Here is a 25396-nt window from a genome sequence, read left to right as displayed (position 1 = left end):
TCCTCTCAAACTGTGCCGCGCCCGGGTGCAAGGCGCCGTCGCGGCGAACGGCCCCATGATACGGCCCTTCGCCTTCGGGATCGTAGGTTCATGAGTTGCGATGTCAACACCTAGCCCTTCCGGGCAGTTCTGCGCCGGGCGCGGGCGGCATCGGTCCAGACCGTGCCGGGGGGATAGAAGCCCTCAAAGGCCGGGACACCGTCGTCGAGCAGGACCCAGGGCTGGCGGGTCGCGGTAAAGATGTGAACGGACGGCGGGCAGAGGTCGGGGTTGTCCAGCGTCCCGACCTTGACCCAGACGAAGGCCTCGCCCGAGGCATGGTAGACGTTCCAGAGAATGGTGCCACAAAGCGGGCAGCCTGTCGCGTCCAATCCGGTGCCCGAGCCGGTCGGCCGGGCAAAGCTCGTCGTATCCCCGGCGAGGTCGATTTCGGTGCGCTCGATCAATGCGTTCAGGGCAAAGCTCGCCCCGGCCTCGCGCTGGCATTGCCGGCAGTGGCAGCAATGGACGATCATCGGCGGGCGGTTGAGCGTATAGCGGGCCGCGCCGCAGGCGCAGCGGCCGGTGGCAAAGACTGTCTCGGCCATGGCTCCGATCCCCGCGCTCTGGACGTAGGGCGCAGTCTGGGGTCATCTGACCGGACAGGCAAGCACAGGAGGGCGCATGGCACCGCTGGAAAAACGGATCGCGCAGGGGCGCGGGGATGAGCCCGCCGACCTGGTGCTGCGCGGGGGTCAGGTCCTTGACCTTGTGACCGGCGACCTGGTGCCGGGCGACGTGGCGATCTGCGGCGATACGATCGTGGGGATCGGCGAGGCCTATGACGGGGTCGAGGTGATCGACGTCAGCGGCCTGACCCTGGTGCCCGGGTTCATCGACACGCATCTGCACATCGAAAGCTCTCTGGTGACCCCGTTCGAATTCGACCGCTGCGTGGCGCCGCGCGGGGTCACGACGGCGATCTGCGATCCGCACGAGATCGCGAACGTGGTCGGCGTCGACGGAATCCGGTATTTTCAGACGGCAAGCGAGCGGACAGTGATGGATATCCGCGTGCAGCTGAGCTCTTGCGTGCCGTCGTCGCACATGGAGACCGCGGGGGCGGAGATCCTGGCCGCCGATCTGGCCGGACTGCGCGGCCATCCCTCGGGCATCGGGCTGGCGGAATTCATGAATTATCCCGGCGTGATCCATCGCGACGGGGCCTGCATGGACAAGCTGCGGCTGTTCGAGGGCGGGCATGTCGACGGCCATTGCCCGCTGTTGTCGGGCAAGGACCTCAATGCCTATGCCGCCGCCGGGATCCGGACCGAGCACGAGGCCACCTCAATGGCCGAGGCCCGCGAGAAGCTTCACAAGGGCATGCGGGTGCTGATCCGCGAGGGGTCGGTGTCGAAGGACATGCATGCGTTGCAGCCGCTGCTGACAGAGCGGACCGCGCCCTACATGTGCCTGTGCACGGACGACCGGAACCCGCTTGATATCCACGAGCACGGGCATCTCGACTACATGATCCGCACGCTGATCGCGCTCGGGACGCCGGTGCTGGCCGCCTATCGCGCCGCGTCGCTGTCGGGGGCGGAGGCTTTCGGGCTGACCGATCGCGGGCTGGTGGCGCCCGGGCGGCGCGCGGATATCGTCGCCATCAGATCGCTGGAGGCCTGCGAGGTAGAAATGGTGCTCTGCGGCGGGATCGTCGTGGGACCCGAGGCCTTTGCCGCGCGCGAAGAGATCGCGCCGATCGGGCGGCACTCGGTCTCGGCGCCAACGCTGGCGCCGGAGGATTTCCGCAGCACGGGCAACCGGGAAGAGACCGATGTGATCGGCATTCGCGAGGGCCAGATCCTGACGGATCACCTGCACGAGACGATCCCCATTGAGGATGGCGACAAGCGTCCGGACCCCGCCCGCGACCTGATCCGCATCGCCGTGGTCGAGCGGCACGGCAGGAACGGGAACATGGCGACGGGCTTCGTGAAGGGCTTCGGCATGCGTTCGGGCGCGATCGCGGGGACCGTCTGCCATGACCACCACAACATTGCCTGCGTCGGGGTCGATTATGCCGACATGGCGCTTGCGGCGAACCGGCTGTCGGAGATCGAGGGCGGGTTCGTCGTGGTGCGCGGCGGAGATGTGCTGGCCGAACTGGCGCTGCCGGTGGCGGGCCTGATGTCTCTGAAGCCGTTCGAGACGGTTCGCGACGACCTGGTCGCGCTTCGGGCCGCGGCCAGGAGCCTGGGCGTCACACTTGAAGAGCCGTTCCTGCAACTGGCGTTCCTGGCATTGCCCGTGATCCCGTCGCTGAAGATCACCGACCGGGGGCTGGTGGATGTTCTGAAGTTCGAGATCATCGGCTGAGCCGGTTTCGCCGCGCAGGACGCGCGGCGACCGGCCGGGGGCGCTGCCCCCGGACCCCCGGGATACGGGAGACAATGAAGATCTTTCCCTGACGCCTCTGTCCTGTGGCCCGTTTCGCATTGAGAGCGATGAGGGCCCGGGCGGTGACGTCGGCGATCAGTTGTCGTCGCCGGTGCCCCAACCGCCGCCGCCCGGCGTCTCCATTTCGAAGGCGTCGCCTGCGGCGAGCTCTGTCTGCGCGTTTCCGGGCCGGATCTCAGTGCTGCCGCCGGCGCGGATCACGCGATTGATGCCGATCGCGCCGGAGGCGCCGCCGTCCCCGCCGAAGGGCGCCGTGACCCGGTGCGAGCAGAGCGTCGTGACCGTCACGTCCTCCAGGAAGCGCAGGCGGCGGACGAGCCCGTCGCCGCCGCGCCAGCGCCCGGCCCCGCCTGAGTGGGAGCGGACGGAGAACCGCTCCACCCGAACCGGGAAGCGGCTTTCGAGCACCTCGGGGTCGGTCATCAGGGTATTGGTCATGTGGCTGTGGACCGCGCTTGCCCCATTGAAGCCCGGCCCCGCGCCGGTGCCGCCGGCGATGGTCTCGTAGTTCTGGAACCGCGCGTTTCCCCAGACGAAATTGTTCATCGTCCCCTGGCTGCCCGCGATCACGCCCAGTGCGCCGAACAGGCAATCGGCGATGGCCTGGCTGACCTCGGTATTGCCGGCGATCACCGCGCCCGGATGGACCGGATTGATCATACTGCCCTCGGGCGCGATGATCTTCAGGGGTTTGAGGCAGCCTTCGTTCAGCGGGATGTCCTGCCCGACCAGCGTCCGGAAGACGTAGAGCACCACCGCCCGGCACACCGCGAGCGGCGCGTTGTAATTGCCGGAATGCTGCGGCGAGGTGCCGGTGAAGTCGATCTCTGCCCGGTCGCCCTGTACCCGGATCGCGACGCGGATCTCGGCGCCGTGGTCGAGCTGATAGGTGAACGACCCATCCCGCAGGCGGCCGATCACGGCGCGGACGGAGGCCTCTGCATTGTCCTGCACATGGCCCATGTAGGCCTGCACCACTTCTATCCCGTGGGCGGCGATCATCTTGCCGATCTCGTCAGCGCCGGTCGCGTTCGCGGCCAGCTGCGCAGAGAGGTCGGCGATGTTCTGGTCGATGTTGCGACAGGGATAGGCCCCCGAGGCGAGCAGCGCCCGTGTTGCCTCTTCCTGGAAGATGCCGTCCGCCATCAGGCGAAAATTGTCGATGACGACGCCCTCTTCCTCGATATGGGTGCTGTCGGGCGGGGCCGAGCCGGGGGTGCGGCCGCCGATATCGGCGTGGTGCCCGCGCGAGCCGACGTAGAACAGGATGGTGCCGTCCGCGCCGAAGACCGGGGTGATCACGGTCACGTCCGGCAGATGCGTGCCGCCGTTGAACGGGGCGTTCAGCATGAAGGCATCGCCCGGCTTCATCCCGGGGTTGAGGCGGATCACCGTGCGGACCGCCTCGCCCATGGAGCCCAGGTGGACCGGCACGTGGGGCGCGTTGGCCACAAGTCCGCCGGTGGGGTCGAAGATCGCGCAGGAGAAGTCAAGCCGCTCGCGGATGTTCACCGAATAGGCGGTCTGGGCCAGTGTGGTGCCCATCTGCTCGGCGATGGACATGAAGAGGTTGTTGAAGACCTCCAGCAGGATCGGGTCGACCTGGGTGCCGGCGGCAAAGCGGCTCTCGCGCGGAGTGACGCGGGTCAGGATCAGGTTGCCGGAGGGGTCGGCCTCGGCCTGCCAGCCGGGTTCGACCACATTGGTGCCGGTGGGTTCCGTCAGGATCGCGGGGCCCGACACCGGGCCGCCTGGTCGAAGCGCGGCGCGGGGCAACAGGCGGGTCGGCCGGGTCTCGCCGTCGAAATGGGCCGACACGGCCAGGTCCGGATCCTCGGCCGGATCGGGGCGGGCGTCGACCGTCGTTTCGGCGGCCGCGCCGATGCCCTCGGCGGTCAGGCTGTCGATGGTCACGGCACGGTCCGGCGTGGCAAAGCCGAAGCGGGCGCGGTGTGCGGCCTCGAAGGCCTCGCGCAGCTCGGGGGCCGTGCCCCAGGCGACCTCGAGCGTCTGGTGCGAGCCGGCATAGCGCAGGTGGGCGCGGGTCTCGACCCGGATCCGGCCGCCGCCCTGGGCGGCGACTTCGGCGCGGGCAGCCTCTTGCAGGACCTGGACATCGACGGACCCCGCCTCCTCCAGCGGTGCGTTGACCTGGCGCTCCTCGATCGCGCGGATCTCGGCCAGGCCCATGCCCAGCGCCGAGAGCACGCCCGCGAAGGGATGCAGGAACACCCGGTCCATGCCCAGCGCGTCGGCCACTTGGGTCGCATGCTGCCCGCCCGCGCCGCCGAAGCTGACGAGGGTATAGCGGGCGATGTCGCGCCCGCGCTCGACGCTGATCTTCTTGACCGCGCGGGCCATGTTCTCGACGGCCACGCGGAGGAACCCCTCGGCCAGCGCCTCGGGGGTCAGGGACTGGCCGGTCTGGTCGGCGATGGTCTGGGTCAGCTCGGCGAATTTCTCGCGCACGATGCCGGCGTCCAGCGGCTGATCGCCGTCCGGCCCGAAGACATGGGGGAAATGGTCGGGCTGAAGCCGCCCGAGCATCACGTTGCAATCGGTGACCGTCAGCGGCCCGCCCCGGCGATAGCAGGCCGGGCCGGGATCGGCGCCCGCGCTTTCGGGGCCCACCTGCGTGCGCCCGTCCTGCCACTTGAGGATCGACCCGCCGCCCGCGGCGACGGTGTGGATGTCCATCATCGGAGCCCGCAGGCGCACGCCGGCCACGACCGTCTCGAACGACCGCTCAAAGGTGCCGTCGTAGTGGCAGACGTCGGTCGAGGTGCCGCCCATGTCGAAGCCGATGAGCCGGTCGAAGCCCGCCGCCCCCGCCGTCGCGGCCATGCCCACCACGCCGCCGGCCGGGCCGGAGAGGATGGCGTCCTTGCCCTGGAATCGGCCCGCTTCGGTCAGGCCGCCATTGGATTGCATGAAGAACAGCCGCCCGGCATCCTCGCCCAGCTCGGTCGCGACCTGATCGACATAGCGGCGCAGGATCGGCGAGAGGTAGGCATCCACCACGGCCGTGTCCCCGCGCCCGACGATCTTGATCAGTCGCGACGCCTCGTGGCTGAGAGAGACCTGGGTGAAGCCGATCTCGCGGGCGATCTCGCCGATGCGCCGTTCATGGGTCGGGTTCACGTAGGCGTGCATCAGGGCGACGGCCACGCCGCGGATGCCTGTCGCGTGGATCGCCGCCAGCGCGGCCTCGGCGGCGGCCTCGTCCAGCGGTGTCAGCACCTCGCCCGCCGCATCCAGCCGCTCGGGCACCTCGGCGACCTGTTCATAAAGCAGATCGGCCAGCTTGATCTCCAGGTCGAACAGGCGCGGGCGGTTCTGGTAGCCGATCCGCAGCACGTCGGCGAAGCCTTCGGTCACCAGCAGCGCGGTGCGGTCGCCCGCCCGCTCCAGCAGCGCGTTTGTGGCCACGGTCGTGCCCATCTTGACCGACGCGATGTGCGCACCGGGGATCGGATCGCCCCCGGCCACGCCCAGCAGGTCCCGGATGCCTTGGGCGGCGGCATCGGCGTAGCGGCCCGGATTCTCGGACAGCAGCTTGTGCGTCACCAGCCGCCCGTCCGGATCGCGGGCGACGATGTCGGTGAACGTGCCCCCCCGGTCGATCCAGAATTGCCACTGGCCCATGTGCGTCTCCTTCGTTACCCCTGTCCTAACCTTGCCGCCGCCAAGAGAAAAGCGAGGCCCGTCGGAAGGAGCATCATGACAGGACTGACAGAGACAATCGCCCATCTCGGCCGCCTGGTCGCCTACCCGACCGTGTCCACGGACAGCAACCTCGCGCTGATCACCGACACGGCCGAACGGCTAGAAGCGCTTGGCGCGAAGGTCGAGATCCTGCATGACACGACCTGGTCCAAGGCCAACCTCTGGGCGACCTTCGGCCCCGACGTGCCCGGCGGGATCGTGCTCTCGGGGCACACGGACGTGGTGCCCGTCGACGGCCAGCACTGGTCGAGCGATCCGTTCCTGCTGACCGAGACCGACAACGGCCTCGCGGCCCGCGGGGCCTGCGACATGAAGGGCTTCATCGCCGCTTGCATGGCCATGGCGCCGCGCTTTGCCGAACGGGCCACCCAGCGGCCCGTCCATTTCGCCTTCACCTATGACGAGGAGGTCGGCTGCATTGGCGGGCAGGCGCTGGTCGATGCGCTGCGCACCCGCGGAGCCCAGCCCGCGATGGCCATCATCGGAGAGCCGACCTCGATGCAGGTGATCGAGGGGCACAAGGGCTGCTGCGAATATTCCGTGCGCTTCACCGGGCTGGCCGGTCACGGATCCTCACCCGATTGCGGCGTGAACGCGGTGGACTACGCGGTGCGCTATGTCACGCGGCTCCATGCGCTGGCCGAGGATCTGAAAGGCCGCACGCCCAGGGGCTCGCGGTTCGAGCCGCCCTGGACCACGATCAACGTCGGCCGCCTGAACGGCGGGCAGGCGCACAACGTCATTCCAAGCGAGGCGGACCTGTCCTGGGAGATGCGCCCGGTGCAGCCCTCGGACACCGATTTCGTGCGCGAGGCCATCGAGAGCTATGCCAGCGGCACCCTGCTGCCTGCCATGCGCGCGGTCCATCCCGAAGCCGCCATCGAGACCGAGGTCATCGGCGACGTGCGCGGGCTGGAGCCGATGGAGCCGAATGCCGCCCGCGACCTGGTGGCCGAGCTGACCGGGGCCAACGGCGCGGGCACGGTTCCTTTCGGCACGGAGGCGGGGCTGTTTCAGTCGATGGGCCTGTCGGCGGTGGTCTGCGGCCCGGGATCCATCGACCAGGCGCACAAGCCAGACGAGTGGATCGCCAAGGACCAGTTGCAGGCCTGCCTCGCCTTCCTGGACCGGCTCAGCACCCGGCTGTCCTAGCGTGCCGCGCGTTTCAGGCGCAGCGCGTTGCTGACCACCAGCACGCTGGAGGCGGCCATGGCGCCGGCGGCCAGCGCGGGCGACAGCATCGGCCCGCCAAAGATCGCCAGTGCGCCCGCCGCGACCGGGATCAACAACACGTTGTAGCCGAAGGCCCAGCCGAGGTTCTGGCGGATATTGGCCATGGTCGCGCGGCTGAGCGTGAGCGCCCGGGCGACTGTCCCCGGATCGCCCGAAACCAGCACGACATCGGCGGATTCGACGGCGATGTCCGTCCCGGTCCCGATCGCGATGCCGACATCGGCCGCGGCGAGCGCCGGCGCGTCGTTGATGCCGTCGCCGACGAAAGCCACCGGGCCGTCGGCCTGAAACCCGCGCACGGCGGCGACCTTGCCGTCGGGCAGGACGCCGGCGATCACCTCGTCGATGCCAAGGAGCGCCGCCACGGCCCGCGCCGCCGCCTCGGTATCGCCGCTGACCATCGCCACCCGCAGGCCTTGTGTTTTCAACCGCGCGACAGCCTCGGCCGCGCCCGGCTTGATCGCGTCGCTCACCCCCAGAAGGCCCCGCGCCACACCGTCCACGGCGACCAGCACCAGGGTCTGCCCCTCGGCCCCAAGGGCCTTGGCCCGGTCGCCCAGATCGCCAAGCGCCACGCCCTCCTCGGCCAGGAACCGGGCGGAGCCCACGAGCACCCTGCGCCTCTCCGACATTGCCCCGATGCCCTGCCCCGTCACTGACCGGACCTCCGTGACCTCGGGCCGCGCCAGCCCCTCGGCCGCGGCGACGACGGCCCGCGCCAGCGGGTGTTCGGACCGCGCCTCGATGGCGGCGGCGAGCGCGAGGATCTCCTCCGGCGCCTCGACCGTGACGACCGAGGGTTTGCCCTTGGTCAGGGTGCCGGTCTTGTCGAACACCACCCGGGTAACCCGATGAAGCGCCTGCAACGCGTCGCCCTGGCGGAACAGGACCCCGATCTCGGCTCCCCGCCCGGTGCCCACCATGATCGACACAGGCACGGCGAGGCCCATGGCGCAGGGGCAGGCGATGATCAGCACCGACACCCCGGCCACCAGCGCCCGGGTCAGCGCCGGATCGGGCCCGAACGCCAGCCACAGGCCGAAGGTCAGCACCGCCACGCCAAGCACCGCGGGGACGAAGACCCCGGTGATCCTGTTGACCAGGTCCTGCACCGGCAGCCGGGCGCCCTGCGCGTCCTCGACCATCGCGACGATCCGCGACAGGACCGTCTCGGCGCCGACGGCCCCGGCCCGCATGGTCAGGGCACCGCCGCCGTTCAGCGTGCCGCCGGTCAGCGCGGCGCCGGGGCCTTTCTCGGACGGCATCGGCTCTCCGGTCAGCATGGATTCGTCCACGTGGGACCGGCCCTCGATCACCGCGCCGTCCACCGGCACGCGCTCGCCCGGACGGACCTGCACGACATCGCCCCCCACGACCTCCGCCAGCGGGACATCGACGAAATCGCCGCCCCGCCGAACCCGCGCCACCGAGGGCGCGAGCGCCATCAGTGCCCGAATCGCCTCGCCCGTCCGGCCCCTGGCCCGCGCCTCCAGCCAGCGGCCCAGCAGGATGAGGGTGACGATGACCGCCGCCGCCTCGAAATAGACCGCGACCGCGTCGGGCGGCAGCAGGTCCGGCGCCAGCGTCGCCACGGCGGAATAGCTCCACGCCGCGCCGGCGCCCAGCGCAACCAGAGAATTCATCTCGGGGGCACCATGCAACAGGGCCGGCACGCCGATTCGGAAGAACTCCCGTCCCGGCCAGGCCAGCACAATTGTCGTCAGCATCATCTGGATCAACCATGCGGCCTGCATCCCGATCGACCCGGCGATGGCGTGGTGGATCGGGGGAAAGACATGCCCGCCCATCTCGGTCACGAAGACCGGCAGTGTCAGGGCCGCCGCCGTGAGGAAGCGCGTCCGCTGCCGCCGGGCTTCGGCGGCCTGCCTGTCGTCGCTCCGCACCGCATCGGTGACAGGACGCGCGGAGTAGCCCACGTCGCCCACCGTCTCGATCAACGCCGCGTCGTTGTCCGACAGCGTCTCGACCTCGGCGCCGTTGGTGGCCAGGTTCACCTGGGCGGACAGGACGCCGGGCACCCCTTGCAGCGCCCGCTCGACCTTGCCGAGGCAGGAGGCGCAATGCATGCCCTCGATCTCCAGCCGGACGCTGCGCGGCACGGCCGGATAGCCTGCCCGGGCGAGGGCCTCCGAAAGGTCCGTGGCACCGGCCTGCCCAGCGACCCGGGCGTTGCGGGTGGCGAGGTTGACCTGCGCGATCTCCACCCCCGGCACGGCCGACAGGGCGCGCTCGGCCCGGCCGACGCAGCCCGCGCAGGACAGTTTGTCGACGCCGAAGCTGAAATGTTCCTGCTTGCCCATGATCGTCCTTTCCGGCGCCAGATCGCCTGCTGCGCACAAGTTAGGTCCGATCCGTCCGGTCCACCAGCCGCCCGCCTGCACGCAAAGCCTCTCCCGGGCGCACAAAGTTCGCCCGAGCCCCCTTTCAACCCCCGACCGGTTGCGCATATCGTCAGGTGGAGGAGGATCCTGACCTTGCATGGCCACAGTGCGAAATTCGCCGACCTTTCAGGCGCGAGCGTCTTCATCTCGGGCGGCGGGTCCGGCATCGGCGCCGCGTTGACACGCGGCTTCCTGGAGCAGGGCGCCCACGTCGCCTTCATCGGGCGGTCCGATTACAGCGCCTTCACGGACGAGGTGGCGCGCGAAACCGGCCTCCGCCCGCTGGCGATCCGGGGCGACGTGACCGACACCGCCCGGCTTCAGGCCGCCATCGGAGAGGCCGAGGCAGCCCACGGCCCGCTTGATGTCCTTATCAACAACGCGGCCAATGACCAGCGGTTGGAACCCATGGACGTCAAGGATGCGGAGTGGGACGCCATGCAGGCGATCAACCTCAAGCATTTCTTCTTCGCCTCCCAGCGCGCGGCCGAGACGATGAGGGGCCGCGGCGGGAGGATCGTCAACCTGTCCTCCATCGTGTCGACGCTCGGGTCCGGAGAGCTGGCTGTCTATGCCACCGCGAAGGCGGGGATCGTCGGCCTGACCCGCTCGCTTTCGCGAGCCTGGGGGCCGGATGGAATTCGGGTCAATGCGCTGCTTCCGGGGATGGTCTTGACCCAGCGACAGCTCGACCTCTGGATCGACGACGAGGCCCGCGACAGCATGCTGGCGCGACAGGACATCAAACACGCGATGAGCGCCGAGGACATGGTGGGACCGACCCTGTTTCTGGCGTCGGACGCCAGCCGCATGATCACCGGCCAATGCTTGATCGCCGACGGCGGTGTCGTCAGCGGCACGTGACAGGGCGCCGGAGACCGAAAACCGGAGGGGACGGGGCATGATATTCGACGACACGATCTGCACGCTCGGCGAAGGACCGCTGTGGCACCCGGAACGGGGGCAGCTTTTCTGGTTCGACATTGCGAACTGCCGTCTGCACACGTCGGGCAAGCAATGGGACTTCGACCTTCCCGTCTCGGCGGCAGGCTGGGTCGACCGGGATCGAATGCTGATCGCCTCGGCCCGCGGGCTTCACCTGTTCGACATCGAGACAGGGGCCTTCGAAGATATCTGCCCGCTCGAGGCTGACCGCGACACCACGCGGTCCAACGACGGCCGCGCCGACCCGCAGGGCGGTTTCTGGATCGGGACTATGGCGCAGGACGAGACCCAGACGGCCGGGGCGTTCTATCGCTTCTATCGGGGCGAGCTGCGTCAGCTTTGGGCCGGCATCGCCATCCCCAACGCCACCTGTTTCGCGCCGGACGGCAGGACCGCCTATGTCGCAGACACCGGCGCGCGCGTGATCTGGAAGGTCGCGCTCGATGGCGAGGGTTGGCCCGACGGCGAGCGCGAGGTTCATATCGACCTGACGGCCGAGGGGCTGAACCCCGATGGCGCGGTGGTCGACGCCGAGGGTAACCTCTGGAACGCCCAATGGCAGGCGCACCGGGTGGCGGCCTACGGGCCCGACGGGCGCTATCTGACCGCCATCGGCCTGCCGGCGGCGCAGACGACCTGCCCGGCGTTCGGCGGGGCTGATCTCTCGACGCTTTACTGCACCTCGGCGGCCATCGGGCTGGACGATCCGCTGAACCCGCATCATGGCAAGACCTTCGCCGTGGCGACGGGAGCGAAGGGCCAGGCAGAGCACAGGGTCATCCTCTAGGGTCACATGAGCGACCTTGATGTCAAGATAGAACACTTTAATAGGATTGGCGGCGACATATGACCCCATTCGGAACCCTTCGGGACGGCCGGGCCGTCCATGCCATTCCGCTGTCGGCGGGAGATCTCTCGGTGACGATACTGACCTATGGTGCGGTGATACAAAGCGTCACGCTGGCCGGGTCGGAGCATTCGCTGACGCCGACCTCCGACCGGATCGAGGACTGGGAGAATGGGACCCTGGTCTATGACGGTGCGCTCGTCGGCCCCGTCGCGAACCGGATCAAGGGGGCGCGAGCCAGTCTGGACGGGGCAGAGATCGCCTTCGAGGCCAACCAGGAGGCGCTCCATACCCTGCATTCCGGCAGCGCAGGCGTTCACATCAAGGTCTGGGATGTCCTCGACGAGGGACCGGATTTCGTGGTGCTGGGGTTGGACCTGCCCGCGGGCGAGGGCAACTTTCCGGGCAACCGGCAGATCCGGGCGCGGTTCGAGGTTCTGGCCCCGGCGACCATCCGGATGACGCTGACCGGCACGACCGACGCGCCGACATTCCTGAATCTGTGCAACCACGGATCATGGAATCTTGACGGAACGCAGAACTGGACCGGGCATCGGATGTGGATAGATGCCGAGCATTATCTGCCGACCGACGAGACCGCAGCGCCGACCAGAGAGATCGCCAGCGTCGCCGGGACCGACATGGATTTCCGGACCGAGAGGAGCTTCGGCAACGGGGCGCCGGCGATGGACCACAATTTCTGCCTCTCCGACGGGCCCCGGCCCTTGCGCGAGGTGTTGCGGCTGACCGGCGCCTCGGGCACCTCGCTGACCCTCGCCACGACCGAGCCCGGGGTGCAGATCTTTGACGGGCGCAAGGGCAAGATCCCCTACCGGGCGATCGCGATCGAGGCCCAGGGCTGGCCCGACGCGGCCAATCAACCCGCCTTTCCGTCGATCGTGCTGGAGCCCGGAGAGACCTACCGGACGATCACCGAATGGCGGTTTGCCCGCGGCCCTCAGGCCTGACCGGCGGTCTCGGCCTGAAGAGCCCGGAGCAGGTCCATCGCCCGGGCCGCCATCGCCTCGGGCACGAACAGGTGGTCGTGGTGACAGGCCGCGACCACGTTGCAGGGGATCTCGGCATCGGCCAGCGTCCCGGCCACGGCGGCGGTGAGCCCGACGCCTTCGAGCGCGGAATGGACGCCGAGGGTGATCCGCCGCATCCGGAGCGCCGACGCAGGGGCAAGCTCTGCCGGCACGATCAGCGACAGCCCCTCGTCCTCGCGGAAGGTGGCGAGGGCGGCGTCCCGCTCTGCGGGGCCCCGCATCAGGGTGAAGGCCCAGGGCCGGGGGTCGAGGACCGGATCCATCGCGGCGATCATCTCGCGCCGGCCGTGGACCGGGCCGGTCATACCCCGAGGCACCAGCGCATGATCGCCTTTTGCGCGTGCAGGCGGTTCTCGGCCTCGTCGAAGATCACCGAATGGGGGCCGTCCATGACCTCGGAGGTCGCCTCGTCGTCGCGGTGGGCGGGCAGACAATGCATGAAAAGCGCGTCGGGCTTCGCCCCGGCCATGAGCGCCGCGTTCACCTGATAGCCGCGCAGCTGGTTATGGCGCCGTTCCCGCGCGGATTGCGGATCGTGCATCGAGACCCAGGTGTCGGTGACGACCAGATCGGCGCCCTCGACCGCCTTGTGCGGGTCGCGGACGATCTCGATATTCGCGCCTTTGGCACGGGCCTCTTCGATGAAGATCCTTTCGGGATCAAGCGGTTCGGGCCCGGTAAAGGTGAGGTCGAAGCCGAATTCCCCGGCCGCGTGGGCGAAGGAGTTGAACACGTTGTTGCCGTCCCCGGACCAGACCACCTTCTTGCCCCGGATCGGGCCGCGATGCTCTTCGAAGGTCATTATATCGGTCATGATCTGGCACGGATGTGAACGGTTCGTCAGCCCGTTGATGACCGGCACGGACGCATGCTCTGCCATCTCGAGCAGGGTCGCCTCTTCGAAGGTGCGGATCATGATCAGGTCGACGTAGCGCGACATCACGCGGGCGGTGTCGGCGATGGTCTCGCCGTGGCCGAGTTGCATGTCGGCGCCCGAGAGCACCAACGTCTGGCCACCCATCTGGCGGACGCCCACATCGAAGGAGACCCGGGTCCGGGTGGAGGGCTTTTCGAAGATCAGCGCGACCATGCGGCCCGCGAAGGGCTGTTCGTCGTCCGGGGCGCCCTTGGGGCGGCCGTTGCGGCTGTCCTTCATCGTTTGCGCGGCGTCGATGATCTGCCGCAGCGCGCCGGCGTCGGTCTTGTTGATGTCTAGGAAATGGGTCATGGGACAGGCTTTCTTGCCGGCCGGGTCCGGGGGCTCTGCCCCCTTTCCCCCCGGGATATTTGGAACCAGAAGAAGATCAGGCAGCGGCCTCTAGGCGGGCCGCGGCGCGGTCGAGGCGGTCGACGGCCTCGGCGAGATCTTCGTCGGTGATCGTCAGGGCCGGCAGCAGGCGCACGACATTGTCCGCCGCGGCCACGGTAAGGATCTCCTCGGCATAGGCGGCATTGACCAGGTCGGTATTGGGCGCCTTGCAGCGGAGGCCGAGCATCAGGCCCGTGCCGCGCACTTCGGTGAAGATGTCGGGATGCGAGGACACGAGACCTTCGAGCTTCTGGCGCAGGAGGCCGGCCTTGCGGTTCACATCCACCAGGAAGTCCGGATCCGAGACGATCTCCAGCACCTTGGCGCCCACGGCGCAGCCCAGCGGGTTGCCGCCGTAGGTCGATCCGTGGCTGCCCGCGGTCATCGGGCCGGCCGCGCGTTCGGTGGCCAGGACCGCGCCGAGCGGGAAGCCGCCGCCGATGCCCTTGGCAACCATCATGATGTCGGGCGTCGCCCCGGACCATTCATGGGCGAAGAGCCGGCCGGTGCGGCCCACCCCGCACTGGACCTCGTCGAAGATCAGCAGGGCGCCGGTCTCGTCGCAGAGGTCGCGCAGGCCCTTGAGGCAGGCGTCGGGCAGCGGGCGGATGCCGCCTTCGCCCTGCACCGGCTCGACCATGATGGCGGCGATGTCGGGGGCCTGGGCTGCCTCGCGCAGGGCATCGTGGTCGCCGAAGGGAAGCTGGGTGAAGCCGGGCAGAAGCGGTCCGAAGCCCTTGGTCATCTTTTCCGTGCCCGCCGCGGCGATCGCCGCCGAGGAGCGGCCGTGGAAGCAGCCCTCGAAGGTCAGGATCCGGGTCCGTGCGGGGTCCCGCTCGGACCAGTAGCGGCGGGCCATCTTGACGGCGAGCTCGCAGGATTCCGTGCCCGAGTTGGTGAAGAACACCGTATCGGCGAAGGTCAGGTCGACCAGCATGTCGGCAAGCTTCTGCTGCTCGGGGATCTGGTAGAGGTTCGACAGGTGCCAGATCCTGTTGGCCTGTTCGGTCAGGGTTTCCACCAGCGCGGGGTGGGCATGGCCCAGCGCGTTGACCGCGATCCCGGCGCCGAGGTCGAGGAAGCGTCGCCCGTCCGTCGCCACAAGCCAGGAGCCGGTGCCGGTCTCGAACGAGAGCGGCGCACGGTTGTAGGTCGGCAGAATGGACGGGATCATCACGAGAGTCCTCTTGAGAAAAGAAGGCCCGTTCGTGCAGCAGGGCGGCGTCCAAGTCAATTCCGCTTGGCGCAGATCCGTGCAGGTCAGTGCAGGTCAGTGCAGGCGGACCCCTTGCGCGGCGAGCGTGTGCTGCAGGCGGGCGATGTCGAGCCGGTCGAGCGGCGTATCGGTCGCCACGGCCTGCGCGGCGGCGACGCCCGCGCCCTGCCCGGTCACAGCGCAGCAGGCCATGTTGCGGGTGGCCGCATGGGCCAGGGGATCACCGCCGATGGCGCGGCCCGCGACCAGGAGGTTGTCCACGCCCTGCGGCAGCATCGACCGGTAGGGGATGTGCATGTAGCGGCCGGTGGTCGGCAGGATCAACACGCCGTAGCCGTCGATGAACTCCGGATAGATGCCGATGCTGTCGTCGAAGCGGGCCTGGTGGCGCACATCCGCCTCGGTCATGTCATAGCGGGCCAGGATCTTGCGGGTGTCGCGGATGCCGATGGACATGCCGAAGTTGCGCAGCCGGACGCCGGCGCAGCCCGGCATGTGCGCCCGCAGAGCCTCGACGGCGAGCATTGCCTGGCGGCGGCCCTCGATTTCGCCGCGGGTCATGCTGTCGGGGTCGGTGCCGTCGACCTCGGCCAGGTGGACGAGGTTCATGTAGGTAAGCTCTCCGGTGTCATGAACCGCGCCCCAGGTCCCGGCGATGGTCGTGAGGTCGGCCGGGATCAGCCCCGCCCGGCGGGCGGCCTCGAACGGCTTCTTGAGGAAGGGCGAATACATCGCGTCTTCCTTGCCGGAGGTCTCGACCGTCCATTCGCCGGTGGACCAGTTGCTGTAGGTTTGCGGATCGGTGGCCACGGCTGCCCGGAAGGTGCGCAGGTCGACGCCGGCAAGGTGGAACATGACGCTGGCGGCCTGCATATCCTCGACCGGGGTGGTCTTGGTCGGCGCACCGGCGCGGTGGGCGATGTCGGCATCCCCGGTCGCGTCGATCACGACCCGGGCGAGGATCGCCTGGCGCCCGGCTTTCGATTCGACGATCACGCCCCGGATCGCATTGCCCTCCATCACAGGGGCCACGACCTGGCGGTGCAGCATGGCGTGGATGCCGGCCTCGGCGACCATCTGGTCGGCCACCACCTTGAAGCCTTCGCTGTCGATCTCATAGCTCAGCGACTGGCTTTCGGGGGTTGCGGCGCCCATCGCCTTCGCCCGCTCCTCATACTCTCGCGAGATACCTCCAGCCTCGACCGTCTGCTCGTGGCGATACCAGGCCAGCCCCTCGACGCCGACGACGGTCATGTTGCCGCCGAAGCACCCGAAACGCTCCACCAGGGTGACCTCCGCCCCGGCGCGGGCGGCGGCGAGCGCGGCGGCGAGGCCCGCAGGCCCCGCGCCCACGACAAGAACGCCGGTGCGGTGGATCACGGGCGTCTCGCGGGCCGGCTCATGGATCGCGTACACGGAAGGCCTCAGGACTTGAGCCGGTAGCCGCGCTTGAGCATCTGCCAGACGATCGTCAGCACCGCGGCGCAGGCCAGTAGGCAGACCACCAGCCCCAGCCAAGGAGAGCTGTCGGACACGCCGATCATGCCATAGCGCACCCCGTCGATCATGTAGAACATCGGGTTGATGTGGCTGAGGGTCTGCATCAGCGGGGGCAGCGCCTCGATCGAGTAGAAGGTGCCGGACAGGAACGCGAGCGGGGTGACGACGAAATTGCTGACCGCCGCGAGCTGGTCGAATTTCTGCGCATAGATGCCGGCCATCAGGCCGAGCGCCCCCATGAAGGCGCCGCCCAGGATGCTGAACAGCAGCACGATGAAGACGTTGTGCGGCACGATGCCGAGAAAGACCCAGACGCCGATGGCGATCACGATGGCCACCAGCAGACCGCGCAGGACCGCACCGGCGACATAGCCGATCGTCAGTTCGATCGGCGAGAGCGGGGGCATCAGCGTGTCGACGATATGGCCGTTCACCTTGGCCGAGGTGATCGACGACGAGGTATTGGCGAAGGCGTTCTGGATCACGGTCATCGTCATCAGCCCCGGCGCGATGAAGGTCGTGAACGGCACGCCCATCACGGCGCCCCGGCCTGGCCCGATCGCGATGGTGAAGATCAGCAGCAACAAGCCTGCGTTGATCAGCGGCGCCATCACCGTCTGCGACCAGACGTTGAGAAAACGCATGACCTCGCGCACTGTCAGGGTCCAGAGACCCAGCCAGTTCACCTGGCCGAAGCGTCTGACCCCCATCTGCGTGTCCATGTTGCTCATCTTCACCCTCTGCATTGTCCGAATCGTTCGCCCCGCCTTGTATCCGGCGAATCGAGGCTTAGAATAGGGGGCCAAGCCATCAAGACCGGAGACGGCGCGTGAGGCGCCCCGGTGCTATCTCCGAGCGAAGGAATACTCATGTCCTGGACCGACGAACGTGTCGAGCTTCTCAAGAAGATGTGGAGCGAGGGGCAATCCGCCAGCCAGATCGCCAAGGAGCTTGGCGGCGTCACCCGCAATGCGGTGATCGGCAAGGTGCATCGCCTGGGCCTGTCGAATCGCACCGCCCCCGCGGGCGGCGCCGAATCGGCCCCGGCGGCGGCGGAGCCAGCGCCCGCGCCCACCCCGGCGGCCAAGGCCAAGGCTGCCCCCAAGCCGGAGCCCGAACCCGAACCCGCCGCGAAGACCCCCGAGGTCGCGGTGGAACCGCCCGCCCCGCCCATGAGCCCTGCCCGCCGCGCGATCATTCCCGCCGGTCAGCCGCTGCCGCCGCAACCCTCGGCGAACGAGATCAGCCCGGAAGCGTTCGCCAAGGTCAGCGAGGTTGAGAAATCGGCCAAGCGCATCACCCTGATGGAGTTGACCGAGCGGACCTGCAAATGGCCGATCGGCGACCCGGCCACCGAGGATTTCTGGTTCTGCGGCCTGCCGGTCCAGCAGGGAAAGCCCTATTGCGAGGCCCATGTCGGCGTTGCGTTCCAGCCCATGTCCTCGCGCCGGGACCGCCGCCGATAATCAACGCGGCCGCGCGGCGCCTTGACATGGGGCGTTTCGCGCGGCGCTAGCGGCAGCGGCGGGCGATCTCGCGGTTGCGCAGCCCGGTCTCGACCAGCATGCACCGGTCCCGGGCCTCGTAGTAATAGCCCCTGGCGTAGTGCATCACCGCCGCGTCGTAATCGCCGCCCGACAACAGCCAGGCCCCGCGCAGGTATCTGACCCCGTAGGTGAGGTTCACCGCCGGATCCAGCAGTTCTTCGGCCGCGCCGTCATGGCCCATGGTGCGGGCGGTCTCGGGCAGGATCTGCATCAGGCCATAGTAGGGCCCGTTGCGGGCCCGCGCCCGGTAATCGCTTTCCCGCTGCACCACCCGGTGGATCAGCGGGGCCGGCACGCCATAACGGGCGGAAAAGCTGTTGATCATCTCGCGCATCTCCCGCGTCTCGCCGGGAAAGAGGGCGCTGGACCGTGTGTTGCCCGGCGTCTCGCCACGAGAGCAGGCGCCGAGCAGGATCAGGGACAGAAGGACTATGCGGATCATGAAGACGTCGTATCGCCGGGATCGCGCATCGCCTAGAATCTTGTGACCGGCATCGGCGGGTATCCGCCTCAGAGCCGGATCATCGGCACCCCCATCAGCGCCTGGGCGAAGACCGCCGCCGTCACCGCGAGATAGGCCAGCGCCGCCGCGTCGACGATCCGCAGTGCCGAGGCGGTGCCTCGCCGGTCAAGCCAAAGGCCGAGCAGGGGCAGCACCTGCATGGCGTGCAGCGACAGGAAATGCGCCGGACGCAGGTCCCCCACCTCGGTCGACCATCCTGCGAGCGGCAGGGTCAGGCCATGGGCAGGCTCTCCGACCAGGCGGCCGAAGTTGCTCATGTAGCCGGCGGTGACAAGGGTCGCCCCGAAAGAGATCAGGAACCCCATGCCAATCCCCCGCCGCAACGCCGGCGTCAGCCGCGCCCCATCATCGCGCCAGGCCAGAACGCCGACGATCGCGACACCAAGGACGAGAATCAGAGCGCCGGCGCCCATGACGCTTTGGTACATGAACGTGTGCAAGGGCGTGGAGCTGTTGAAATGCGACGGCTCGCCCCGGGCCGCCATGAGCGTGATATAGGCCATCTCGGCGGTGAAGGCCGCCCCCATGGCCAGGACCGTCCCGTTCAGAATCCTGCCCTCCGTGACCCGGGCGCTGAGGCGCGACTCGACCATCGCGAGGGTGGCGAACAGAACCCCGAAGGACAGCGCGAATTTCAGCGGCTTGGCCGTGACCGGCACGCCGTCGATCAGCCGGGCCTCGAACGGGACCCACGCCAGCAGGACCAGCAACAGCGCGACCGACAGCGCCGCAAGGGACCAGAGCGGCCGGGGCGGCGTTTCGTCCCGGTCGCGGGCGGTGTCGAGGGCGCTCATGTCACTGCCCCCTGCGGAATGATGCGGGTGACCGGGCGCAGCCCCGCCTCGGTCAGCACCGCGAGCAGCAGGCCCAGCGGGCCGAACATCAGGATCGCGCAAAGGACCGGCGCCTGCCACGGGCGCTGCACCCCTGCCCGGTCCATCCGCTCGGCCATGATCGCGCCGATCATCAGGTCGAAGGCCAGGCAATGTGCCCAACCGGCCACCAGCACCTGGTCGGACGCGAAGAGCTGGCGGACCTCGGCGATGGAGCCGTAGCCGCCGCCGGATGCGGAGAAATTGGCGAGGACCAGCCCCGAATAGAGAACCGAGAGCGCCAGCGGGATCGCCCAGCGCGGCACGCCGTTGAGCAGCGGCCAGCGCCGCGGCGCGAAGATGAGGATTGTCCAGCCGACCATGGCCGCAAGGCTTGCGATGCTGAATGACGTGTCGGGCATACCGCGATGTCTCCATTGTATATATCCAATGGAAATATCGTGTAGCGCCTTCCAGCTTGCATGCCAAGCCACAATATTTACACTGGCAATATGAAAACGAGAAGAAGCTGATGTCCAAGGAAAAATCCTATCACCACGGCGACCTGAAATCGGCGCTGATCGAGGCGGGCCTGGCGATTCTCGAGCGCGACGGCCTCAAGGGGCTCGGCCTGCGGGCGATCGCGGCCAAGGCCGGCGTCAGCCATACGGCGCCGCGCAACCACTTCGGCTCCCTTCGCGGCCTGCTGACGGCGATCGGCGCCGAGGGCTATCGCCGGCACGCGGCCTTCATGCGCGAGGGGCTGTCCGACGCCTCCACGGGTCCCGACCGGTTGCAGGCGGCGATGGAGGGCTACGTCCGGTTCTCTGCGGCCCATCCCGCTTTGTTCAAGCTGATGTTCTCGGATTATTACTGCGACTTCGAAGATGCCGAGTTGCAGGAGGCCGCGGCGGGAAGCTACGCCGTGCTGACCGAGGTGGCGACCGGGCTGGACTGGGACAAGGCCGCTGCGCCGGACGCCCAGCACCGCGCGGAGATGATGCTTTGGTCCTTCGCCCATGGCTTCGCGACGCTCTCGGCCTCGGGCCAGTTCGGGCCCGGTGCCGAGGGTGCGAACATTCCGACGATCTCAGATGTCCTGCCGACATTCCGCTATCGCGACCGCTGATCCGCCCTTTGCCCCCCCCCCGGACCCTTGCAAAGGTCCGCTCTCGTCCCGGCCGCGGGTCGCTTGCAAGTGCCGGCCTGCCTCCGGCGGGGATATGGAAGGCAATGAAGGACGACGCCCGCGCCACCGGCAATCGACGCACGCGTGGCCATGTCAGAGCGACAGGGGCCGCGGGCGGCAGCGGCCCGGATCTCTCCGAAGGAGAGGCCGGGGAAACCCCGTGCGCCGAAGGCGCGCTATTTCGTTGGGATGTGGCCGGTCATCGCGACGCAATGGCTTTCAACGGACACGGCAGACGGGTAAGAGCGCTCCATGTCCCAGAACCCGCCCGACCTGCGTCCCGATCTTGCGCCCCGACTTCGGCTCGACGCCCCGGCCCGCCCGGGTCAGCCGACTATCGGCATGGTCTCTCTCGGCTGCCCCAAGGCGCTTGTGGACAGCGAGCGCATCCTGACGCGGCTGCGGGCCGAAGGCTATGCCATTTCACCCGATTACGGCGGCGCGGATGCGGTCATCGTGAACACCTGCGGCTTTCTCGACAGCGCCAAGGCCGAGAGTCTCGAGGCTATCGGCGAGGCGCTGGCCGAGAACGGCCGGGTCATCGTGACCGGCTGCCTGGGCGCCGAGCCCGACTACATCACCGGGGCGCATCCGAAGGTGCTCGCTGTCACCGGCCCGCATCAATACGAACAGGTCCTCGACGCCGTCCACGCCGCGGTGCCACCAAGCCCGGACCCGTTCATCGATCTGCTGCCGGCCTCGGGGGTCACACTGACCCCGCGCCACTACAGCTATCTGAAGATTTCCGAGGGCTGCAATCACCGGTGCAAGTTCTGCATCATCCCGGACATGCGGGGCCGGCTGGTCTCGCGGCCCGCCCACGCCGTGGTCCGGGAGGCCGAGAAGCTGGTCCAGAGCGGCGTGAAGGAGTTGCTGGTCATCAGCCAGGACACCTCGGCCTACGGAGCCGACATCCGCTTTGCCGAAGACCGCGGACACCGGGCCCATATCGACGATCTTGCCCGCGATCTGGGCGCCCTGGGGGCTTGGGTCAGGCTGCACTACGTCTACCCCTATCCGCGTGTCCGCAACCTTGTCCCGCTGATGGCCGAGGGGCTGGTCCTGCCCTATCTCGACATTCCGTTCCAGCACGCGCACCCTGAAACGCTCAAGCGCATGGCGCGTCCCTCGGCCCAGACCGAGACGCTGGCCGAGATCGCTGCCTGGCGGGAGATCTGCCCGGACATCACCCTGCGCTCCACTTTCATCGTCGGCTACCCCGGCGAGACCGAGGCCGAGTTCCAGTTTCTGCTCGACTGGATGGACGAGGCGCAGCTCGACCGGGTGGGCTGCTTTCAGTACGAGGACGTGTCAGGTGCGCGGTCAAACGCCCTGCCCGGTCACGTGGCCCCCGAGGTCAAGCAGGAGCGCTGGGACCGGTTCATGGAGAAGGCCCAGTCGATCTCGGAGGCGAAGCTCGCCGCCAAGGTCGGCTCGCTTCAGCAGGTGATCGTGGACGACATAGACGCGGACGGGATCGCCACCTGCCGCACCAAGGCCGACGCACCCGAGATCGATGGCAACCTGTTCATCGACGAAGGGACGAATCGACTGCAGGTCGGCGAGATCGTCACCGTCGAGGTGGACGAAGCCGGCGAGTATGACCTTTGGGGGCGGCTGGTCTGACCGCCGCCGCACCCCCAGGCGCCAGCCAGGCGCACCATCGAGGCGGAGCGGCATCGGCCGTGGCAACCACGGCCGAGGCGCAGCGGATCAGTAGGTGAAGCCTTGGCCCGTGTCGATCGCCATGCGAAGGCTGACTTCGGCCCAGGTGCCGCGCCCGCCCCGCCGGCGGATTTCGGACAGTTCCGCCGATGCAAGCACGAGGTCGCCGGCCTCGGCATGGGCCTGCCCCTTGTAGGAGCGGGCAAGGAAGTAGTCCGGATCGGCCTCGAGCGCAGCCGCGTAATAGGACATGCCGCCGTCCAGGTCCCCCATCTTGCGCGTGGTGAAGCCCATGTAGGTGAGTACCCAAGGGTCCGACTGGTCCGGCATCAGGCGCAGTACCGATTGCGCGTCGGCGTAGCGGCCGAAATAGGCCAGCTCGCGGATATCGTCCAGCATCGCCTGCTCGGGGTTCGTGCTCTGCTCGGGCGGCAGGCAGGTCTCGGTCGCGAGGTCGAAGACCAGACCCTCGGTGCAGGTGGTGGTGGTTTCGGACGGGGCCGGCGGCGTGTCGTCCTGGCTGCCGACGGCCAAGGCCGATACGGGGAACAATGCCAGGGCGACGATCAGATGGGCACGCATGGGGAACTCCTGTCAGTGCGGAACCGGGCAGTAGTCAGAAAGGTAGCACGTCCGCGCCGGTACGCAGTCACGGTTTCGTGGGTCGCCCCCGCCCGAAGGGCAGGCCCGCCGCGACAGTGGGCCGCAGCGGTCGGCGCGGCCCCTCGCCCCATGTCTAGTCTATGACAGAAGAAACACGCGTGCTCTATAACGGCGATTGCCCGGTCTGCTCGTTCGAGATCGACCGGTATTCCGCTTACTCCGGCCGTCGGGGGCTGCCGATCCGCTTCGACGATCTGAACGGGCCGCGCCTGTCGGACTGGGGTCTGACGGAAGACCAGGCCGCCCGCCGCCTCTATGTGCTGCACGACGGAGAGGTGCGGTCGGGAATAGACGGGTTCATCGTTCTTTGGCGCCAGATGCCGCGGACGCGCTGGCTGGGCAGGATCGTGGCCCTGCCCGGCGTGCGCCAGGTGGCCTCTGTCCTCTATGACTACGCCGCCGCCCCCTTGATCTATCGCTGGCATCTCCGACGGCAGGCGCGAGCCTAGGCCGCCACCGTCCCGCCCGGCTGTCGTGTCGCGAGATCGAGAAGGAACGCCGCGTTCCGGCAATATGCCGGCGGCGTCATATCGTGTTGGGGCCGGGCGAGCCATTTCCGGCAGGCGCCGGGGCGCGAGCACTTGCGGCACTCCGTGACGGTGCAAGCCCATGTCTCGGCATCGAGCGTGCCATCGTCCCAGGCGGTGGCCAGATCGGCGCCCAGCCGCTTCGACATGGCAAGAGTCAGCCAATAGTGCGGCATCGGATCTCCGAGGTTTTGCATGCTGTTTCCCTTCGCTGTTAGGAAGAGCATAGCCCGCCCTGGCACACGGCGATTTGAGCCGGATCAACTCGGCGGACGCACGGTAACACTTTTATCAGGGATCAGGACGCATAGTCTGGAGTTATGGACGTCATGAGCAACACACCAGCCATTCCGCAGGTCAGCCGGGCAGAGCGTATCGCCGACGGCGTGATGCATGCCATGGGCACATCGCTCGCCATCATCGGCGCGGTGATGCTCATCGTGCTCGTCGCCGGGCAGCAATCCGGGGTGACGGTGGCGTCCGTCTCGGTCTACGGCGCGGCCCTGATCGTGAGCTTTGTGGCCTCGGCGTGCTATCACATGGCCCCGTGGGAGGTGGCGCGACCGACCCTGCTGCGGATCGACCACGCGGCCATCTTCCTCAAGATCGCAGGAACCTACACGCCCCTGGTGGCGCTGATCGGCACCGCCTTCGGCTGGATCGTGCTAGGGGTGGTCTGGACCGTGGCCGTGCTGGGCGCGGGCATGCGGCTGTTCCTGGCGCGGGGGCCAAGCCGGTTCACGACGGCGATCTACCTGGTTCTGGGCTGGTTCAGCCTGGCGCTGATCTGGCCGCTCGCGCAGAAACTGCCTGTGGGCGGCACCACACTGATCTTCGTGGGCGGGCTGCTCTATACCGCCGGAACGGTGTTTCACAATTGGGAAAGGCTGCGGTTTCAGAACGCGATATGGCATGCCTTCGTGCTGGCGGCCTCGACCTGCTTTTTCGGCGCCATCGCCTGGGGCCTCGCGGTTCAGGGCTGATGCAGGGCCTAGCGGCCCAGCCGCGCCACTGTCCGGCGCACGTTCGCCACGCGTTCCTCGTTCGGTGGATGGGTGCTCAGGAAGGCGTCGGAGGGCTCGGGGATGCGAAAGAAGAACTCCGCCCCCACCAGAGGGTCGAACCCGGCCTCCTTCGCGATCAGCGTGCCCAGGGTGTCGGCCTCCAGCTCGAAGGCCTTGGAGTAGGACCGCGCCCCGACCGCCGCGCCGATCTCCTGCGCCGCGCGTAGCTCCGCGGGGGTCCGGGCGCCCAGCGCACCGGCCAGCTGGCCGAACACGATCGCCCCGGCATCCGCGTTCTGGCGCTGCCGGTCGAGATGTCCCTGGATATGATGCGCCGCCTCGTGGCTCAGGACGAATGCCAGCTCGTCCTTGTTCCGGGCGTCGGCGATCAGAGAAAGGGTGAAGGCCACCACTGGCCGCCCACTGTCGTCGAGGGTCTGGAAGGCGTTCGGCGGCATCCCCGCCCGGTCGTCCACGACGATACGGAAATCGCAGTTGAGTGACGGCGCTCGGGCGCGGCATTCCCGCTCGGCGATAGGCTCCACGTCTTCCACGACCGAGATAAAGTTGCGGGCCGTGGTGCGCGTGTCGAGCGCCGAGCTGACCGCGCGAATCGGGCTGATTTTCTCGACCGCCGACGTGTCGGGCATCGCGGCACAGCCCGACAGGACGGCCGCGGCGGCGAGGACAGAAAACAGGCGGCTGACAGCCATGGACAGGGCTCCCCCCCGATTGAGCGCTGCCCGTTCCTACCACGCTGGTTCCGCGCGGCCAGCCCGAAGCCCGTCACGGTCACGGAA

The 25396-nt window shown here is 68.4% G+C and carries 24 protein-coding genes; 10 read left to right on the top strand and 14 right to left on the bottom strand.

Annotated elements, in window-relative coordinates; translation table 11 throughout:
* Positions 1–110: 110 nt before the first annotated feature.
* Positions 111–587: a GFA family protein gene (locus tag ROA7023_RS17885; RefSeq protein WP_085880393.1), complete on the bottom strand. Its 477-nt coding sequence runs from the start codon at positions 585–587 to the stop codon at positions 111–113.
* 76 nt (positions 588–663) lie between these two features.
* On the opposite strand from ROA7023_RS17885, the gene ade reads away from it, so the two are divergent.
* Complete coding sequence (gene ade / locus ROA7023_RS17880; RefSeq protein ID WP_085880392.1) at positions 664–2358, top strand: adenine deaminase; 1695 nt, start codon at positions 664–666, stop codon at positions 2356–2358.
* A gap of 156 nt (positions 2359–2514) precedes the next feature.
* Here ade and ROA7023_RS17875 read toward each other — a convergent pair whose 3' ends face one another.
* The gene (locus tag ROA7023_RS17875) at positions 2515–6084 is read right to left on the bottom strand and encodes a hydantoinase B/oxoprolinase family protein (RefSeq protein ID WP_085880391.1); all 3570 of its coding nucleotides are present in this window, start codon (positions 6082–6084) and stop codon (positions 2515–2517) included.
* Between the two features lie 75 nt (positions 6085–6159).
* Between ROA7023_RS17875 and argE the strand changes: the two genes are divergently transcribed.
* On the top strand, positions 6160–7317 hold the full coding sequence (gene argE, locus ROA7023_RS17870) for an acetylornithine deacetylase (RefSeq protein WP_085880390.1): 1158 nt from the start codon (positions 6160–6162) through the stop codon (positions 7315–7317).
* Here the strand turns inward: argE and ROA7023_RS17865 are convergent.
* Positions 7314–9719, bottom strand: a complete 2406-nt coding sequence (locus ROA7023_RS17865) for a heavy metal translocating P-type ATPase (RefSeq protein ID WP_085880389.1) — start codon at positions 9717–9719, stop codon at positions 7314–7316. The genes argE and ROA7023_RS17865 overlap by 4 nt on opposite strands.
* A 174-nt stretch (positions 9720–9893) precedes the next feature.
* On the opposite strand from ROA7023_RS17865, the gene ROA7023_RS17860 reads away from it, so the two are divergent.
* The 3 genes from ROA7023_RS17860 to ROA7023_RS17850 are packed head-to-tail and all read left to right on the top strand — an operon-like array spanning position 9894 to position 12560.
* Complete coding sequence (locus ROA7023_RS17860) at positions 9894–10664, top strand: SDR family NAD(P)-dependent oxidoreductase (protein ID WP_234992296.1); 771 nt, start codon at positions 9894–9896, stop codon at positions 10662–10664.
* A 37-nt stretch (positions 10665–10701) separates the two neighbouring features.
* Positions 10702–11532: an SMP-30/gluconolactonase/LRE family protein gene (locus ROA7023_RS17855; RefSeq protein ID WP_085880388.1), complete on the top strand. Its 831-nt coding sequence runs from the start codon at positions 10702–10704 to the stop codon at positions 11530–11532.
* A 59-nt stretch (positions 11533–11591) separates the two neighbouring features.
* Positions 11592–12560: an aldose epimerase family protein gene (locus tag ROA7023_RS17850; protein WP_085880387.1), complete on the top strand. Its 969-nt coding sequence runs from the start codon at positions 11592–11594 to the stop codon at positions 12558–12560.
* On the opposite strand, the gene ROA7023_RS17845 is transcribed toward ROA7023_RS17850, so the two are convergent.
* From ROA7023_RS17845 to ROA7023_RS17825, 5 genes are all read right to left on the bottom strand, one after another.
* Entirely contained in the window at positions 12551–12946 is a 396-nt protein-coding gene (locus ROA7023_RS17845) for an ACT domain-containing protein (protein WP_085880386.1), read from the bottom strand. The genes ROA7023_RS17850 and ROA7023_RS17845 overlap by 10 nt on opposite strands.
* The gene (argF, locus tag ROA7023_RS17840) at positions 12943–13869 is read right to left on the bottom strand and encodes an ornithine carbamoyltransferase (protein ID WP_085880385.1); all 927 of its coding nucleotides are present in this window, start codon (positions 13867–13869) and stop codon (positions 12943–12945) included. The genes ROA7023_RS17845 and argF overlap by 4 nt, the downstream gene beginning before the upstream one ends.
* A 76-nt stretch (positions 13870–13945) precedes the next feature.
* Complete coding sequence (locus ROA7023_RS17835) at positions 13946–15124, bottom strand: aspartate aminotransferase family protein (RefSeq protein ID WP_085880384.1); 1179 nt, start codon at positions 15122–15124, stop codon at positions 13946–13948.
* A 96-nt stretch (positions 15125–15220) separates the two neighbouring features.
* Positions 15221–16582: an FAD-dependent oxidoreductase gene (locus ROA7023_RS17830; RefSeq protein WP_143535623.1), complete on the bottom strand. Its 1362-nt coding sequence runs from the start codon at positions 16580–16582 to the stop codon at positions 15221–15223.
* 8 nt (positions 16583–16590) lie between these two features.
* Positions 16591–17397 (bottom strand): ABC transporter permease, encoded by an 807-nt coding sequence (locus ROA7023_RS17825; protein WP_085880408.1) that lies wholly within the window; start codon positions 17395–17397, stop codon positions 16591–16593.
* Positions 17398–17535: 138 nt separating this feature from the next.
* On the opposite strand from ROA7023_RS17825, the gene ROA7023_RS17820 reads away from it, so the two are divergent.
* Positions 17536–18132: a GcrA family cell cycle regulator gene (locus ROA7023_RS17820; protein WP_085880383.1), complete on the top strand. Its 597-nt coding sequence runs from the start codon at positions 17536–17538 to the stop codon at positions 18130–18132.
* 46 nt (positions 18133–18178) lie between these two features.
* Here the strand turns inward: ROA7023_RS17820 and ROA7023_RS17815 are convergent, their stop codons facing one another.
* The 3 genes from ROA7023_RS17815 to ROA7023_RS17805 all read right to left on the bottom strand — a co-directional run bounded on the left by ROA7023_RS17815 (position 18179) and on the right by ROA7023_RS17805 (position 19970).
* A complete protein-coding gene (locus ROA7023_RS17815; RefSeq protein WP_085880382.1) occupies positions 18179–18655 on the bottom strand; it encodes a transglycosylase SLT domain-containing protein in 477 nt (158 codons plus the stop codon).
* A gap of 68 nt (positions 18656–18723) precedes the next feature.
* The gene (locus ROA7023_RS17810; RefSeq protein ID WP_085880381.1) at positions 18724–19530 is read right to left on the bottom strand and encodes a hypothetical protein; all 807 of its coding nucleotides are present in this window, start codon (positions 19528–19530) and stop codon (positions 18724–18726) included.
* Entirely contained in the window at positions 19527–19970 is a 444-nt protein-coding gene (locus ROA7023_RS17805) for an ABA4-like family protein (protein ID WP_085880407.1), read from the bottom strand. Before ROA7023_RS17805 ends, ROA7023_RS17810 begins: the two co-directional genes overlap by 4 nt.
* A 110-nt stretch (positions 19971–20080) precedes the next feature.
* On the opposite strand from ROA7023_RS17805, the gene ROA7023_RS17800 reads away from it, so the two are divergent.
* The gene (locus tag ROA7023_RS17800) at positions 20081–20677 is read left to right on the top strand and encodes a TetR/AcrR family transcriptional regulator (protein WP_159458577.1); all 597 of its coding nucleotides are present in this window, start codon (positions 20081–20083) and stop codon (positions 20675–20677) included.
* Positions 20678–20989: 312 nt separating this feature from the next.
* Positions 20990–22363 (top strand): 30S ribosomal protein S12 methylthiotransferase RimO, encoded by a 1374-nt coding sequence (gene rimO / locus ROA7023_RS17795; RefSeq protein WP_085880379.1) that lies wholly within the window; start codon positions 20990–20992, stop codon positions 22361–22363.
* 87 nt (positions 22364–22450) lie between these two features.
* On the opposite strand, the gene ROA7023_RS17790 is transcribed toward rimO, so the two are convergent.
* Entirely contained in the window at positions 22451–22984 is a 534-nt protein-coding gene (locus ROA7023_RS17790) for a tetratricopeptide repeat protein (RefSeq protein ID WP_085880378.1), read from the bottom strand.
* A gap of 161 nt (positions 22985–23145) precedes the next feature.
* Here ROA7023_RS17790 and ROA7023_RS17785 point away from each other — a divergent pair, with 161 nt between their 5' ends.
* Complete coding sequence (locus ROA7023_RS17785; protein ID WP_085880377.1) at positions 23146–23514, top strand: thiol-disulfide oxidoreductase DCC family protein; 369 nt, start codon at positions 23146–23148, stop codon at positions 23512–23514.
* Here the strand turns inward: ROA7023_RS17785 and ROA7023_RS17780 are convergent.
* Positions 23511–23789, bottom strand: a complete 279-nt coding sequence (locus ROA7023_RS17780) for a DUF6455 family protein (RefSeq protein WP_085880376.1) — start codon at positions 23787–23789, stop codon at positions 23511–23513. The genes ROA7023_RS17785 and ROA7023_RS17780 overlap by 4 nt on opposite strands.
* A gap of 132 nt (positions 23790–23921) precedes the next feature.
* Between ROA7023_RS17780 and trhA the strand changes: the two genes are divergently transcribed.
* Entirely contained in the window at positions 23922–24575 is a 654-nt protein-coding gene (trhA, locus tag ROA7023_RS17775; protein ID WP_085880406.1) for a PAQR family membrane homeostasis protein TrhA, read from the top strand.
* A gap of 8 nt (positions 24576–24583) precedes the next feature.
* Here the strand turns inward: trhA and ROA7023_RS17770 are convergent, their stop codons facing one another.
* Positions 24584–25309: a M48 family metallopeptidase gene (locus tag ROA7023_RS17770; RefSeq protein ID WP_085880375.1), complete on the bottom strand. Its 726-nt coding sequence runs from the start codon at positions 25307–25309 to the stop codon at positions 24584–24586.
* Positions 25310–25396 lie beyond the last annotated feature (87 nt).

Source organism: Roseisalinus antarcticus, assembly GCF_900172355.1.
Lineage (GTDB): Bacteria > Pseudomonadota > Alphaproteobacteria > Rhodobacterales > Rhodobacteraceae > Oceanicola > Oceanicola antarcticus_A.
The sequence above is the reverse complement of the archived record's forward strand: the minus strand, read 5'-3'. Positions and strand labels throughout refer to the sequence as shown.

Excerpts from the sequence above, each read along its gene's own strand:
- ROA7023_RS17885 (WP_085880393.1), bottom strand. The coding sequence starts at position 587 with ATGGCCGAGACAGTCTTTGCCACCGGCCGCTGCGCCTGCGGCGCGGCC.
- ade (WP_085880392.1), top strand. The coding sequence starts at position 664 with ATGGCACCGCTGGAAAAACGGATCGCGCAGGGGCGCGGGGATGAGCCC.
- ROA7023_RS17875 (WP_085880391.1), bottom strand. The coding sequence starts at position 6,084 with ATGGGCCAGTGGCAATTCTGGATCGACCGGGGGGGCACGTTCACCGAC.
- argE (WP_085880390.1), top strand. The coding sequence starts at position 6,160 with ATGACAGGACTGACAGAGACAATCGCCCATCTCGGCCGCCTGGTCGCC.
- ROA7023_RS17865 (WP_085880389.1), bottom strand. The coding sequence starts at position 9,719 with ATGGGCAAGCAGGAACATTTCAGCTTCGGCGTCGACAAACTGTCCTGC.
- ROA7023_RS17855 (WP_085880388.1), top strand. The coding sequence starts at position 10,702 with ATGATATTCGACGACACGATCTGCACGCTCGGCGAAGGACCGCTGTGG.
- ROA7023_RS17850 (WP_085880387.1), top strand. The coding sequence starts at position 11,592 with ATGACCCCATTCGGAACCCTTCGGGACGGCCGGGCCGTCCATGCCATT.
- ROA7023_RS17845 (WP_085880386.1), bottom strand. The coding sequence starts at position 12,946 with ATGACCGGCCCGGTCCACGGCCGGCGCGAGATGATCGCCGCGATGGAT.
- argF (WP_085880385.1), bottom strand. The coding sequence starts at position 13,869 with ATGACCCATTTCCTAGACATCAACAAGACCGACGCCGGCGCGCTGCGG.
- ROA7023_RS17835 (WP_085880384.1), bottom strand. The coding sequence starts at position 15,124 with ATGATCCCGTCCATTCTGCCGACCTACAACCGTGCGCCGCTCTCGTTC.
- ROA7023_RS17825 (WP_085880408.1), bottom strand. The coding sequence starts at position 17,397 with ATGAGCAACATGGACACGCAGATGGGGGTCAGACGCTTCGGCCAGGTG.
- ROA7023_RS17820 (WP_085880383.1), top strand. The coding sequence starts at position 17,536 with ATGTCCTGGACCGACGAACGTGTCGAGCTTCTCAAGAAGATGTGGAGC.
- ROA7023_RS17815 (WP_085880382.1), bottom strand. The coding sequence starts at position 18,655 with ATGATCCGCATAGTCCTTCTGTCCCTGATCCTGCTCGGCGCCTGCTCT.
- ROA7023_RS17810 (WP_085880381.1), bottom strand. The coding sequence starts at position 19,530 with ATGAGCGCCCTCGACACCGCCCGCGACCGGGACGAAACGCCGCCCCGG.
- ROA7023_RS17805 (WP_085880407.1), bottom strand. The coding sequence starts at position 19,970 with ATGCCCGACACGTCATTCAGCATCGCAAGCCTTGCGGCCATGGTCGGC.
- ROA7023_RS17800 (WP_159458577.1), top strand. The coding sequence starts at position 20,081 with ATGTCCAAGGAAAAATCCTATCACCACGGCGACCTGAAATCGGCGCTG.
- rimO (WP_085880379.1), top strand. The coding sequence starts at position 20,990 with ATGTCCCAGAACCCGCCCGACCTGCGTCCCGATCTTGCGCCCCGACTT.
- ROA7023_RS17790 (WP_085880378.1), bottom strand. The coding sequence starts at position 22,984 with ATGCGTGCCCATCTGATCGTCGCCCTGGCATTGTTCCCCGTATCGGCC.
- ROA7023_RS17785 (WP_085880377.1), top strand. The coding sequence starts at position 23,146 with ATGACAGAAGAAACACGCGTGCTCTATAACGGCGATTGCCCGGTCTGC.
- ROA7023_RS17780 (WP_085880376.1), bottom strand. The coding sequence starts at position 23,789 with ATGCAAAACCTCGGAGATCCGATGCCGCACTATTGGCTGACTCTTGCC.
- trhA (WP_085880406.1), top strand. The coding sequence starts at position 23,922 with ATGAGCAACACACCAGCCATTCCGCAGGTCAGCCGGGCAGAGCGTATC.
- ROA7023_RS17770 (WP_085880375.1), bottom strand. The coding sequence starts at position 25,309 with ATGGCTGTCAGCCGCCTGTTTTCTGTCCTCGCCGCCGCGGCCGTCCTG.